At 61.8% G+C, this 13,908-nt stretch carries 11 protein-coding genes; 5 read left to right on the top strand and 6 right to left on the bottom strand.

The genetic code is table 11. From position 1 onward, the window contains the following. Window positions 1–16: 16 nt before the first annotated feature. From BV071_RS23020 to BV071_RS23000, 5 genes are all read right to left on the bottom strand, one after another. Window positions 17–712 (bottom strand): hypothetical protein, encoded by a 696-nt coding sequence (locus BV071_RS23020; RefSeq protein WP_035612215.1) that lies wholly within the window; start codon window positions 710–712, stop codon window positions 17–19. Between the two features lie 12 nt (window positions 713–724). After that, on the bottom strand, window positions 725–4,192 hold the full coding sequence (locus tag BV071_RS23015) for a hypothetical protein (protein ID WP_035612214.1): 3,468 nt from the start codon (window positions 4,190–4,192) through the stop codon (window positions 725–727). Window positions 4,193–4,303: 111 nt separating this feature from the next. Then, window positions 4,304–4,747, bottom strand: a complete 444-nt coding sequence (locus BV071_RS23010; protein ID WP_035612213.1) for an AraC family transcriptional regulator — start codon at window positions 4,745–4,747, stop codon at window positions 4,304–4,306. 359 nt (window positions 4,748–5,106) lie between these two features. After that, window positions 5,107–5,754 carry a response regulator transcription factor gene (locus BV071_RS23005; RefSeq protein ID WP_035612212.1) on the bottom strand — a complete coding sequence of 216 codons (648 nt, stop codon included), beginning with the start codon at window positions 5,752–5,754 and terminating at the stop codon, window positions 5,107–5,109. After that, entirely contained in the window at window positions 5,751–8,279 is a 2,529-nt protein-coding gene (locus BV071_RS23000) for a histidine kinase (protein ID WP_035612211.1), read from the bottom strand. Before BV071_RS23000 ends, BV071_RS23005 begins: the two co-directional genes overlap by 4 nt. Window positions 8,280–8,430: 151 nt before the next feature. Between BV071_RS23000 and BV071_RS22995 the strand changes: the two genes are divergently transcribed. Further along, the gene (locus tag BV071_RS22995; RefSeq protein ID WP_035612210.1) at window positions 8,431–8,886 is read left to right on the top strand and encodes a hypothetical protein; all 456 of its coding nucleotides are present in this window, start codon (window positions 8,431–8,433) and stop codon (window positions 8,884–8,886) included. 185 nt (window positions 8,887–9,071) lie between these two features. On the opposite strand, the gene BV071_RS22990 is transcribed toward BV071_RS22995, so the two are convergent. Continuing rightward, on the bottom strand, window positions 9,072–9,929 hold the full coding sequence (locus BV071_RS22990; RefSeq protein WP_265594764.1) for a hypothetical protein: 858 nt from the start codon (window positions 9,927–9,929) through the stop codon (window positions 9,072–9,074). Window positions 9,930–10,072: 143 nt separating this feature from the next. Between BV071_RS22990 and BV071_RS22985 the strand changes: the two genes are divergently transcribed. From BV071_RS22985 to BV071_RS22970, 4 genes are all read left to right on the top strand, one after another. After that, window positions 10,073–10,681, top strand: coding sequence for a hypothetical protein (locus BV071_RS22985; RefSeq protein ID WP_035612208.1), 609 nt, complete (start codon window positions 10,073–10,075; stop codon window positions 10,679–10,681). A gap of 198 nt (window positions 10,682–10,879) precedes the next feature. Beyond that, entirely contained in the window at window positions 10,880–11,701 is an 822-nt protein-coding gene (locus BV071_RS22980) for a PhzF family phenazine biosynthesis protein (RefSeq protein ID WP_052573771.1), read from the top strand. Window positions 11,702–11,769: 68 nt separating this feature from the next. Next, window positions 11,770–12,753, top strand: coding sequence for an alpha/beta hydrolase-fold protein (locus tag BV071_RS22975; protein ID WP_035612207.1), 984 nt, complete (start codon window positions 11,770–11,772; stop codon window positions 12,751–12,753). 55 nt (window positions 12,754–12,808) lie between these two features. Further along, window positions 12,809–13,903 carry a hypothetical protein gene (locus BV071_RS22970; RefSeq protein ID WP_265594763.1) on the top strand — a complete coding sequence of 365 codons (1,095 nt, stop codon included), beginning with the start codon at window positions 12,809–12,811 and terminating at the stop codon, window positions 13,901–13,903. Window positions 13,904–13,908: the final 5 nt, after the last annotated feature.

Below are 13,908 nucleotides of genomic sequence, written 5' to 3'. Positions count from 1 at the left end.
AGCAAAACGGCGATACTCAGGGATTCTTTCCTTCAGGCTCCGGGTTGTCCGGAAAGGACATCACCCGGGGGATCGGACTGCCCGGCTCCGCCACGATGAACAGGATGGTGCGGGCCGAGGGATCGTGGTTCCAGCGGGTCTCGCAGACCGGATAAGCCGGGCTCTTTTCAGAAGTGCGATAGGAGAGATTCACGTTGTAATCCTCGTGGCCCGAAGTCGGCGCATCAACAATCACCTTCGAGCGCGGCTTCACGGCCACCTGCTGCTTGCCCACCTGGCCGCCGATTTCCACACCGGTCAGATTGTACCACAGCATCTGGCCGGGCTTGAAGTGCTCCGCGGAGGCATCGATCACCTGAAGTCGAACCGGCAGAGTTTTGTTAGAGGGGTCCGCGCTCAGCATCAGGTAGCAGGCACCGATATTTTCACCCACCGTCGCCGAGGGCGACGCAGGATCCGGGACCTCCTTATCTGCCAGCGGAGCTTTCAGCAGGCGCAGGGTGAGTGCGCCGCCGGGCAGCTCGTAGAACTTCGAGAGGTTCATGCGCGGCAAATCGATCTGACGCGCGACCTTGCCATCGTAGAGGTAGAGCGGCGAGGGCACGCTGTTGTTTTCCCCCAGCACCAGAACCCGGCAGGTGCGTTTGGACTTTTCCTGCGCAAAGGACGCGAGCGGCAGGAGGGCGATCAGAAGAGCCAGTAGTTGTCTCATGTGTAGAGCCTGTCAGATTTCCGAGGGATTAAGCCAGCGGAAGCTGACGATCTCGAAGCGGCGGCCAAAGATCTTGTTCACGCTCGAGGTTGGCACCGTGGCCAGATCGGCCGAGTCCTTGGAGTCCACGTAGTTGCGGGTTCGCTGGACCACCGCTTCGCAAACCGCACGGCTGATGATATTGCCCTTCTCATCCCGGGCGTCGCCGTGAGCGCGGATCGTGAAGGTATCGTCACGTGCGGAAAGGATCGGGGCCAGCGGCCGCAGCACATCCGCCTGGCGGGTCCAGCCCGGCAAGCCGTAGGCGCTCTCGCCCACCGCGGCTTGCTTGAAGCTATATTCGGCTTCACCGGCGGCCTGATCGGGGTCGGCCACCGAGTCCTTGGAAAGCCCTTCGAGGGTTCCATAGGGACCGCTCTGGCCCTTCTCCGCCAGCTTGTTCAGCGCCGCCTGCACGGCTCCCGCCAGGGCCAAGTCTCCGGAGGAAAGCTGGCGATTGATGAATTCGGAGAGCGAAAGGAAGGGGCCGCGTGCCCGGACCTGTTCCACGATCTCGCGGGCCATTTCCTCGATCAAATTGTCATCCAGCGTGCGGTAGCCAGTGAACTCGGAAGCCCCGGGGAACCCGCCAGCACCGGTCGCCTTTCCAGCCTGCACATCGCCCGCAATGCTGAAGCGGCTGAAGGGATGCTCGCTCGCCTCCGAGGAATCCACGCTCCAGCTCGTGCCGGACTCGCGGATGTAGGGCACCCGCTGCTCGCGGGCATGTCCGAGCAGTGCCCGCCACGCCGCCTCCGAGGTCGAGTTCACGTTGAACATCCCTTCGACTTCCAAGCGGGACGCGGCGCTCTTCCAGCCATTCGCGCTCTTCAAGGAGGTGAAGATCTTGTCCGCCTTCGATGAGTCGGCGCCGGCGTCCTCGCGGATCGGGCGATAGGCGGTATTCCCGAGCGGCTGTTCACCGGCGAGGAAGGAGGAGTAAACCTGCTGCGTGGTCCGGCCACTGCCACCGTAAGAGCTCGGATCCGGCGCGATCGACGAGAAGAACCAGTCGTCGAAGAGCACGTGGTTCGCGCAATACGAGTCGTCGTGCTGGAGGTTGAGATCGGCCGAGGGAGGCCCGGAATTATAAACCGCACCGGCTGGTATCAGCGGAGTGGCATCGCTATTGCCGATCAGGTTGAAGGCAAAGGGCGGGATTGGATTCTCGTAGCGGAGATCCCAATTCTGCAGTTCACAGATCGATTGGAGCGGCCGCACCGGGATCTCAGCGATCACGCAGCGCGAGAGCCCGTCGCCCTTCAGGAACCCGGTCACAATGTAACCGCGTTGCGAGCTGTCGCTGGAATTCGGCAGATAGCTGTCACCGCCCGCGGAGTGCTCCACAAAGCTGTAGTCGAAAGGTGAATTCACCGGATGCCCCGTGCCGCGGTAGTGCTGGTGGATCGTCTCCTCAATCAGATCCTTGCCACCCATCGCGGTGTAATTCACCAGTGGGCTGGACTGGACGAAGCCCTTGGCAGGCACGTGAGTGCGGCTGGCCATCCGCGCCCCGAAGATGGTGGACATGAAGGGTACCGGTGTGCTCGCTGCCGAACTCAGCGAAGCTTCGGCCAGATTCGGCAAGGGCTTGTAAACCTTGTTCGCCACCGCCTCCGGGTAGATCATGCGGTAGGCAAGCGTGCGGACTCCGGAGACGAAAATATCCAGGAAAATGCCCACCCCCGGCGGGCCGGTATAGGTGGCATTGTCATTGTAGGCCGTGTCAAATTTCGCATCCGCCCGGATCTTGGCGGTGGCTGACACCGCCCGGGCCTTCTTCGTCACCGGATCCAGCAAGGAAATGGCGTGCCCACCCTTGGCGCGATAGCCGGGGGTGAGTTCCAAGGGGTTCGGCTGTGGCATCGTCGAATCCGAAGGCAAGGTGACGATCGCATTCGCAGCCGGACTGAAGACCTTGGTTTCGCCGGGCATGAGCGTGTAGCCGGACTTGATCTCGTAGCGCAGCTCACTGGTGATCGGCGCCATCGCCGAATAGTTCGTGGAGCCGCTGAAGAGCGAACTGTAAGTCGCATCCTGAACGCCATTGACGGTGTAGCGCAGGGCGGAGGGCAACGGCTTCGGCAGCAAGAAGCTCATGGCCGGCGCATTCATCTCCACGCTGTAGGGATTCCACATCGTGATGACCGGCGTCAGGAGCAACTGCGGCGTCACCAGCGAAGCCCCCGCGGGGGAGGTGGTGGCGTAGTGGGAATAGACCCACTGCACGCGGGCGACCACCGGCAGGATGCGAACCTTGTGGATGAAGTTGTAAGAGTTCGCGCTACCGGCGTCGTCAATCGCCGCGTACTGGGGCGTGATGCGGTTGCGGCCGCTGGCGCTTGCGGTGATGGTCTTGTAGAGCGTCGCGTAGTTCTTGAGGTTCTCCCAAGTATTCACCGCCGCGTGGCGGTAGATCGGGATCTGGCTGCTGCCGCGGTAGCTTGACCAAGGATACAGCACCGAACGCGAAGGATAGGGGCTGGCCGAGCTGGGCTTGTTGTACATCAGGTCCTTCTCCGGCGTGACACGGAAGAAGGGCAGGTTGTTATTGCTCAGGCCGCTCCAGTACTCGGTGGCAAGCGACAGGTCCTTGCGCCAGCCGCCAGTGGCGGTGTTCGTCAGCAAGCCGACCGACACAGCGGAAAGGTCGTGGAAGAATTCGCGCGAGACCCGCGTCGAGCCCTCGGCTTCTCCCACGAAATCGCTGAGCTGGTGGCTCACCACTTTCGCGGCTGGCGAAGCGTCATCCATCAGCTTGTCCATCCGGAAGATCGATGGGTCTGCCACCGCGTGTGACTTCGCCAGGACCGACCAGCGGGCGGGAGAGTCAGTTTCCGGTTCAAAGGGCTTTGGCAGGCGCGCCTTTTGGTTCTCCCCGCCGATCCACCACGCGACCGCGCCACGATCCTTACCCTCGTCGATCTTCACCGGCTCCGCATGAATCTGCAGCTTGTTGTGGTCATTGCCCACCGTGCCGCCACCGACCAAAGGCACGCTGCCCCTGCGTTCGGCGATATCCGGCAAGGTGCTGGCACCTCGCTTCGCGCCGGAAAGCATCCACGAGAGGAAGCGCTGCTGCTTGCGGGACTTGTAATTGCTCGGCGCAATCGGCCGGCCCGTGGATGCATCGTGATCCGTGCCTTCCCAGCTTTTCCACACGCCCAGCAGCGGTCCGTTGTTCTTGTCGAGGATGTCGGCCCGTGCGGTCACCCGGGTGTCCAAGCCGGCTTCGCGCTGCAATTCACCGATCGCCAGCATCAGGCTCATCCTCGCATTAGCGCGGGCCCGTGCCACCGCATCGCCCTGGCCGCTGCCACGCAGTGAAATCGACGAGAGGCCCAGTAGGCCGACCGCGATGATCGTCATCAGCACCATCAGCGACAGGGTGATGATCAGGGCGAAGCCGGGAAGTTGCCGGGCACCGCGCGGAAAACCCAACCGCGCGGTGCCCTTCCCCAGCCCGATTGCGGCCGGGTTGGGAAAACGATGCTTTCCCGGAAATGATCTAAGGTTTTTCATTGGGTTCTTTGAGGGTCAGCTGGTGCTTGGTCAGGCACTGCGGGCACAGGAACCGTGGAACGATTCCTTCCATTGGCCGGGCGTAACCCCGAAGTGCTCCTTGAAGAGCCGGCACAGGTTCTTCGCGTTGCGCAGGCCGGTCTCCATCGCCACCGGCTCCAGCTTGATGTCGTCCTCCCGCAGCATGTCCGCCGCCGCCTCGATCCGGCGGTTGAGGAGATCACGGCCGACTGTCTTGCCGGTCACCGCACGGTAGGCCCGGTGTAAGGAGCGGACCGACATCCCGCATTCGCGTGCGAGGGTGGTGACGCTCAGCGGACGGGAATATTCCTCGCGGATGGTCCGTATGACCTTGGCGATGCCAGGGAAGTCCTCCTCACCGGCGTAAGGAAGATCCAGCTCCCGCAGGGACTCGGACGGAGCATCCGCGACTACTGAATCGTCGGAGTACGAATCGTATGACTGGAGTTTCATGGGTTTTATCCCCCGGGACTTTCCGGCGGATCATCACCCTTTATCCAAAGGTCGGGGGGATGGATACCTAGGTGTATCCATAGGAAACGATAAACGCACTCAAAACCAACAACTTACACCTCGACGAACTTTGGAAGATTCGCGAAATTTTTGCGTGAATCTGGGTTTACCCGAAAGCGGATATTGGATGCCTCCCGCGAGTGTGGGTTAGCTATCCCGCTCAAATGTCTTAAAAGTGCGCCGGAAAATAGACAAAATAGCACTTTTTATCACAAAAAGCGCACAGCGATCCCGAATTTCCAGTTCAGAGGATGAGGACTACTCACAACGTGGCCACAATGGCCATGCTTCCATTGCCCTTACGCCTCCGGGTCGCGCTTCATGTACTTCAGCACCGCCTCGGTGCGGGTCCGCACGTGAAGCTTCCGGTAGATGTTGCCGAGGTGGAAACTCACCGTCTCCATCCGCACTCCCATTTCATGCGCGATTTCCTTGTAGAGGTAGCCCTTCGCCAGCAGGTCGAGGGTCTCCTTCTCGCGGGCCGTCAGGTGGTAGTCCTCATCCGGCTCAGCAACGGGAATCTGGAAGTGCTGCACCACCTTGCGCGCGATCCCGCTCGACATCGGCGAACCGCCCGCAACCACATCGTCCAAGGACTCTAACAGCTTTGAATCGATGTCCTTTTTCAGCACGTAACCGGAAGCGCCCGCAGCCAGGGCCTCGAAGACGCGATCCGCATCCTCGAAGACAGTGACCATCAGAAACTGCGTGTTCGGGCACAGTGGCTTGAGCTTGCGCAGGAGCTGGATTCCGGAGATCCCGGGAAGCTGGATGTCCATCAAGCAGGCATCCGGCAGTTCCTTCTGGATCGCCGGCAAGGCGGATTCCGCGCGACCGTAGCAGCCAATGACGCGCCAGGTATCGGAGGCGTTGAGGGCCTCGCGGAAACTTTCCCGCAGGGCGGAGTCATCTTCGACGATGGCGATGGAGCGCTTGGCCTGAGTCATGGATGGGGCAATGCAGGAATCTGCGGCAGGTGGCAACTGAACACCGCGCGAGTACCTTTCCCGGGCTCAGAATCAATCCGGAAAGTTCCGGCCAGTTCTTCGAAGCGAGCCGCAAGATTGAGCAGACCATTGCCCTCGCGCTGTGCCTCGAGGTCGAAGCCCGCGCCGTTATCCTCGATCACTGCAATCAAATCGCCATTGCTGACGGACAGCTTGAAGAGCACGTCGCAGGCCCCGGCATGCTTGAGCGTATTGTGCAGTGCTTCCTTCACGCCGAGCGCAAAGTGATGGCGGAAATCCGAGCGCAGTGGCAGTGCCGGCAGGTCGGGTGGAATCGATATCCGCAGTTTCGCGGGGCTGTCGCGGAAGATCTCCTGTGCCACGGCGGAAAGGTGCGTCGCCAAGTGATCCAGCGTGTCATTCGCCGGATTCACCGCCCACACCAAGCCGTCCATGGCATTCACCAGGTCGCGCGCGGCGGACTCCAGCCGGACGATCTGCTGCCGTGCTTTGTCGGGATCGCCGCCGATCGAACGACGGAGAAAGGAGGCGGCCAGATTGAGCACCGTTACACGTGTGCCCAAGTCGTCGTGCATGTCGCGGGCGATGCGGGCGCGGTCGCGCTCGACCGCATGCTGCAGCTTGATTGCGGCCAGGCGATGCCGTGAGCGTCGCCGATAAGCCACGAAAGACACCAGACCCACCATCAAGACGCCACCGGCTACCACAGCAGGGATGAACCAGCCTTGTCGCCAGAAGGGCTCCTCCACCACCAAGGGGAAAGCCAGGTGGGTCGTATCTCCAGACGGGTCGTTCCCCACCGCAATCGCGCGGAAAGTGTAGTGCCCGGCCGGAACGTTGATGTAGGTGGCGCGCAGCGAGGCGCCGGGAATCACGTTATAAGCCTCCGACCAGGACAGCAGGTAGGTCTCGCCGCCCTTGGCCGGTGGCTCCTTCAGATCCTGCTGGGAAATCCACGAGGCGCTGCGCTCCTGCGCGGCATCCAGCAGGCCCAGCGCGGGGCCATTGGGAAGCTGCATCACCCTGGCGATCGCCTTCTCGGTACCGGCTCGCGTCCATCCTTCCGGAATGCCGCCGATCTGGTTCGTACGCTCGCCGGAACGGAAATTGCCATTGGGCCAAAGGTTGACGCCGGGAGTCCGGGAGCTGGTCAGGCTCAAGTCATCGATCACCCAGGTCCCGGTGGTGTCATTCTCGCCGGAAGACACGGTGACCTGCAGGCGTCGCGTCGCCTCCGGAATGAACAATGGCTCGGAGCGACGGACCAGCGGTGAGCTCACCGCATCCAGCTCCCAGCCGATGCTCGCACCAGTCACCGAAAAAAGCCGGCGCGCCAGCGTCTTGCCCACTCCATCGATCATCTGCCACTCCATGGTCATGCCGCGGGCGGAGGGATGCCACTCGTCATCGAGGCCCTCCAGGCGCGAGCGCACCACCAGCGGATCGGCATTCACCAGGCCGAAGTCGAAGTCCAGCCGGTGCAAGCCCCAGCCGAGCACCAGCGGCTTGCCCTCCGGAGGCAGCGGAATCCTCTCGTCGTCCACCGCCACATGGTCCAAGCTCATGCCGAGCTGCGGAATCTTGGGCGGTTGCCGCCGCGAGAGTTCGACCGCCCGGTACTTCGCATCCTCGCTCACGAAGCAGAAGTCATAGGGCTGCCGCGCGATGCCGCTGATGCGCACCTCGTCAATCGCGCCAGGGAAGAACTCGTTCGGGCCCACCCCGTTGGACTGGCCGGAGTTGCCAATCGCGAAGTCGCCAAGCCCATGCCCGAGGTCCGCCGTGAGCGTCCCTTGGCCGATGAGGTTGGCCACTTCGTTGCCCGCGGACAGGCGGGTCCAGTAGAGCTTCAGATTGTTCACCGCGGTCTCGCGGCCGTCATAGGCCACCGCCGCGTGAAACCACTCCCCCGGCACCATCGCATGTGGCCCCGTCACGGGAATGGTGGCCAGACCACCACCCCGCACCGCCGCCCCGGTGATCGGCACGAAGCAAAGGAAACCCGGCTTCTCGATCCGGAAAATGAAGGTGCGCTTGGTCGAGTCCTCATCATCCATGCTGACGATGTCCAGCGCTTGGCTGGAGGAGTCCTGCGGCATGCAGTCCAGCTTGACCAGGGCCTCGAAGGTGAAAGCGCCATCCGGTCCCGCGATCGGGAACGGTGGATCGACATTGTCCTGCGGCCCCATGGCCAAGGCCGGCTTGGCCAGCAGGATCGGCCCGTAGTTGGAGTTCAACAAGGACTCCTTGCCGGGATCCTCGAAAGTCACCGCCGCGCCAAAACCCGGAAAGGGTGCCTGCCCTGCCTGCGCTCCGTTCAGCAGCCCAAGCAGAGGCGTCGGGCTCGTCCCGTCATCCTTGAAGGGCGGCCCCGCCTCATCGAGATGCCAGAGGTGCAGCGTCTGCGGGTCGTTGCCATAGGGCACGAATGCCGGTGCCGCCGCGACCGGCGAAGCCAAGGCCGCAGCCAGGATCAGGAGGGTGCCGAGTCTGCCGCCAAGCATGTCCCTTCAAGAGAGAGTGGCAGCCGCTGGAATGCAAGCTGCATGCCGAGCTCCTACAGCGCGAACATTGAACGCCAGCCCGCTCCGCTTGGTCATATAATTTGCCCCCCTAACCGCTCTCCCCCCGAGATGCTTGGAATCGCCGAATGGAATGTCCCACCTTTACCTGATCTTGCCCGCCATCATTTGCTGCGGGTTGCTTGCGGGTTGGCTGCTGGCTCGCTCCTTGGAGCGCCGCAGCCGCGGAAGCTCCGAAGAAATCCTGGATGAGCTGGAACTCGCCTATACGCCGCGGCGAGGCATCGAGATCCGCACCCAGAGCGAATACTTGCCCTACGTCTTCGGCTGCATTCTGGAGAACGTGGATTCAGGCTTTGAAGACAAGCAGGTGAAGCACCTGTTGGATCGTATTGAGGAGCAACGCCCGAACGGCTCGAAGAACGCCCTTTTCCCGGTGAAGGTCAGCGGCGTGCGCAGTGAGATCGACCTGCAATGGTCGCGCGACAACGAGGACCGCGTGCGCATCTTCGTCCTCGCCGCACCCAAAGTCATCCGCGCCCTCAAGAAGCAGGTAAGGACGATTCCACGGGTGCTTGCCGAGAACTAGACGCAGCCCTGCTTCCGCCAGATGGGCCCGATGGGACCTGCTCATCCGCCGTTGTGAAGCCGACTAATCCGGACGGAGAAATATGCTTAACTCACCCCGACAGTCGTGACTGGCGAACAACTCGACCCTTCGGCAAGCGCCTTCGAAAATGCGCTTGGAGCGTGCGGCCGCCTGGCCTCACTGACTCACTCGTTCTCCTGCAATTCGTCGTCGAAGTCCTTGGCATGTGACTTCCACCATGCCTGTGCCTCGGCCGCGGACTTGAACTCCTCGTTGACCAGAAAATCGATGGTGCCGCGCGCTGAATCCGCAACCTCCGCATTCGGGTTGTCGAGGTAGTGGAACATGACTGCCAGATCATCCTTGCGGGTATCGTCGGCGAGCTGGCCAAGTGCAGAGGACGCGGTATTGGCATCTGCGGTGGATGCCGCTGTGAGGACGCTGCGGCGCGCCGCGTCATCGCGCCCCCGCAGTGACTCCACCAGCTCCACCGACTCGTAGCGGAGCTGGGCGTTTTTGGACTTGAGACCATCCTTGAGAATATCCGCAACCACCGGATCACTCTCGGCAGCAGCCGCGCGCAGGACTGCCAGTTTCGCCGCCGGATCGTGCTCATCTTTCACCGCCTCCCAGGCCTTCTTGGTGCCGTCTTCCCCGGACTTGACCAACACCGCGAGCGCCTTGAGCAAATCCTCACCGCCGAGCGAGCCTTTCGCCAGCGCGGCGGCGGTCGCCTCATCCAGTTGAGCGGGCAACTCCTGATTGGCGAAGGCGCTCATGTCCGGCTCCAGCTCGACCTCTACCGAATTGAAATTCGTTCGGGCATCCTGGGGAGCAGTTCCGCCCAAGCGCGGCGAAGCGGTGGAATCGCCCGGCTTGGATGTAGGGGATTTGCGCCCCGTGGTGTCGGGAAGGACCTTCGACTTCGGCGGCTTCTCAGGGCCTGTATGAGGCGGCTGCGCATCCTGCCGCGGCCACAGGAAATAGGCCACTGCTACCACCAAAAGAAGCAAGACGATTGCGGCACTGGTTTTCCGGATCATGGGCGCACCGGGATGAAACACCCGCCACGCGCAGGCGGCAAACAAATCCCCTTGCCGGAGAGCCGCGCTTGGAGCTTCACTCCCGATCTATCAGGACCCGCGCCACGCGCATCCCCACCCAACGCAAGCCCCAACTCCCAGACATGAAAAAGCATCTCTCCTCCGCGCTTCTCGCCCTCGCCGCCTTGGCCGGCAGCAGCCTCTCCGCCCTTGGCGGCGTCGGCAATACCACCGTCCAGATCTTCAAGGGCACGGTCAAAACCAACTTCGAACAGCTCGCCTCAGGCTCCAGCCAGAAGGGCAGCTATTCGCTGCTGGTCTATTACATCCAGAGCCGCACCGAAGGTGCGGAAACCCTGCTGATCCTCAACCCGAAGACCAAGGTCTTCACCATCGAGCACAGCGGCGCCGCAAGCTTCCAGCTCGCGAACAACAACAGCAACTTCTTCAACATCCGCAGCATCGACCTGCGTGATCTCTTCAGCGGCACCGGCTCGCTGACCGGCAAGGTCGCCCCCGGCACCTTCTCCGGTGTCACCGTGGATTTCCACACCCCGAAGCTGACCTACCAATTTGATTCCTTCGCCCCGGCTCCCGGCGCGCTCTACCTCTCCACCCACGACAAGGCGACCCTCAAGATCGACAAGGCGATGATGAAGCTCGCCTACGATGGCGGCGCGACCACCGTGGGCGTGGCGGTCAATGACGTGATCAACTTCCTGGTCAGCAAGGGCTGGGTCGGACTCGCCTGATCAAGCTCCGCAGAATCCCGGCTCCCGAGGCCAATTCATCCAGCCATCCGGCGCTCGTCGCCGGGTGGCTTTTTTTGTGGCTGCGGAGAAAGGCCACGATTTCTTCATGACGACAGCGTGAACCCCTGTTAGATAGGAGAGGACGGTCATTCAAAAACCCATCCGTCGTTTCACCTTACCCACCCCAGTCGCAAACCCATGGACCTCCCCTATTTCCAAGTCGATGCCTTCACCAGCCGGCTTTTTTCCGGCAACCCCGCAGGCGTCTGCCTGCTGGAAACCTGGCTGCCCGACGAGACCTTGCAGGCGATCGCCGCCGAGAACAATCAGGCTGAAACTGCTTTCGTGGTGCCGCTGAACGGGGGCTTCCAGCTGCGCTGGTTCACGCCTGCGCTGGAGGTGGACTTGTGCGGTCATGCGACCCTTGCGGCCGCCCATGTCCTCTTCCGCCACCGCGGGCTGGAGGGCGATGAAGTGAAATTCGCCACCCGCTCCGGCGAGCTGGGCGTGACCCGCCATGGTGAGCTCTTCTCGCTCGATTTCCCGCTGATGGAAGCAAGCGCCTGCGACGTCCCGGCAGCACTCGTCAAAGGCCTGGGCAAGTTCCCGGCCTTCACCGCCAAGTCGTCCCGCGATTTTCTGGCAGTTTACGAAACCGAGGAGGAGGTACAGGCCCTCAAGCCGGATTTCGTCGAGCTCGGGCGACTGGACACCCTCGGCGTGATCGCCACGGCACCGGGCATGGAATGCGACTTCGTCTCACGCTTCTTCGCCCCTCGCGCGGGCGTAAATGAAGACCCGGTGACCGGCTCCGCCCACTGCACCCTTGCACCCTACTGGGCCGGGCAGATCGGCCGCAACGATTTGACCGCCCGCCAGGTTTCATCCCGCGGCGGCGAGCTCAGTTGCCGGATTCGTGAGGGCCGCGTGATCATCACCGGCCGCGCGAAAACCTATCTGACCGGCACCATCCACCTCGCAACCGCGCGCAAGGCATGGCTGGCCGGCGAACCCGCCTGAAAGAACCGAAGCGCCGCCCTGCTACTATAAGGCCCATCATAGGACCGATCAGACCTATTCCTCCAGCCATGAGATCCTTCTCCCTCGTCACGCTCCTCGCCAGCACCAGCCTCCTCGCCGCCGCCGATCCCGCCACTCCGGCCAAGACCACGGACAATGTCGAGTTCACCATCGGTCCGGTCTATGCGGATGCGCCCGAACTGGCGGTGAAGGACGATGTACCGAAGGGCGAGATCCTCCAGTTCGTGATGAAGTCGGAGGACAGCGCGATCTACAAGGGCATCGCGAAGAATCAGACCGGCGTGGTCCCCTACGAGCGCAAGGTGGCGGTCTATGTGCCCAAGCAATTGGACAAAAAGAAGCCCGCCCCCTTCATCGTCGCGCAGGACGGCCTCGGCTACCTCGGCGTGCTGCCGAAGTCGCTCGATACCCTGATCCACGAGAAGCGCGTGCCCGCCATGGTGGCGATCATGATCAACTCCGGCGGCGGCGATGCCCAGGGCAGCCAGCGCGGCCTGGAATATGATACCGTCTCCGGCCTCTATGCCGAATTCATCGAGAAGGAAGTCCTGCCGAAGATCGAAAAGGACTACGACCTGAAATTCAGCAAGGATCCCGATGCGCGTGCCACGATGGGCGGGAGCTCCGGTGGTGCCGCGGCCTTCTCCATGGCGTGGTTCCACCCGGAATGGTACCACCGCGTGCTGACCTACTCCGGTACCTACGTGAACCAGCAGTCGCCGCTCAATCCGGAGTCGCCACACGGAGCCTGGGAATATCACGAGCACTTCATCCCGAAGGAGAAGGCGAAGCCGATCCGGATCTGGCTCCAGGTCAGCGAAAATGACAATGGCTCCAAGAAGGACGAGGCCTCCCTGCACAATTGGGTGATGGCCAACCAGCGCATGGCGGCAGCCCTCAAGGCAAAGGGTTACCAATACCGTTACGTCTTCAGCGAGGCCGCCGGCCATACCGATGGGCGGGTGACCAAGCAGACCTTGCCCGGTGCGCTGGAGTGGCTGTGGGAGGGATATGGGAAGAAAGAGAAATAATTGAGAGGAAGAAGACGATCTCGACTTCGTTCTTGGCCGATCCCAAGGTGTCTTGGTGAAAATCGGAGTTCTTGCTTGCTGGATTGCACTCTCTTCCACGCTTGTCGCGGAGCTTGTTGATGTCGCGCAACTCCCGGGCAAATTCGTCTTTACGAAGGGTGAGGTATCCTTGGGGATCGATCCTTCCGGCAAAACCGCGGGGGCCTTCTTGGTGAACGATACCGGCGAAGAGCTGAAGAACGGGATATGGGAGTCTGCCCGTTGCACCATGGAAGCCAAGATCGGCGGTGTCTGGAAACGGTGCCAGCTTGGCGAACTTGAATGCGCATCTGGTGGACCGCCTGGTCCCATCCCCCCACGAAAGGCCATTTTCCTGGAAGGTCCCAGAGCGATGGAAGGAGACCGTGAAGCCGAGCTTCGCTACTCTACTCACGGCGGTGCAATGACGTCCGGCTCATTCCGCGGACGTTATTTCTCACGCGTTCAATTTTCGATCGAGGCATTGTACGCTCTCGAAGATGGCAACTGGAAGGAATTCCCCTACGCCCATGGTCCGGAAGAATTCATCGCGTTGGTCGAACTAGAGAGGCACTATGACCGAGATAGCTGGTCATTGACCGTAAGGCAGTGCGCGGAGACCATGCCCATGTCCGAGAAGGATCGAAGCCGCTTGAAAGTTGCAGGGGCAGAAGCATTGGCCCGACCGGCCCCCAAGAACCCCGGCGAGATTGCAATCTTCGAGCGCTGCGTCGCCGCGCTTGCGGCTCCACCTTCGGAAAATTACGCTTACGGCGGTCCAGAACGTTGCCGGCCTTTGGTTTGGCGTCGCCTTACAACCCCTCTTGGAGAGTCGCCCTATATCAATCCCAACTACAAAGGAGAGCCTGAGGCGAACCGGGCTTCCGGAAACCCTTGGGGCATGGATAAAGAACGGCTGACGACGGTCGTGGATCTCGCGATCAAAGCCCTATCTTCCAAGGATGCATCTGAGCGACAGGAGGCCATAAGCTTCCTCGGAATGACGTGGGTCCGTGAAGAACATTTCCCAAACGGAGCGATCGACAAGCTGCTCAAGATGGACGCTCCTGAAGTCCGGAAAGCCGCTGCAGACATCCGGGGGAGGTCCTTGCCGGCCAAACCCGAGCCCTGAGGATC

It is taken from the genome of Haloferula sp. BvORR071, assembly GCF_000739615.1.
Lineage (GTDB): Bacteria > Verrucomicrobiota > Verrucomicrobiia > Verrucomicrobiales > Akkermansiaceae > Haloferula.
This window is presented reverse-complemented; position numbering and strand designations above follow the sequence as displayed.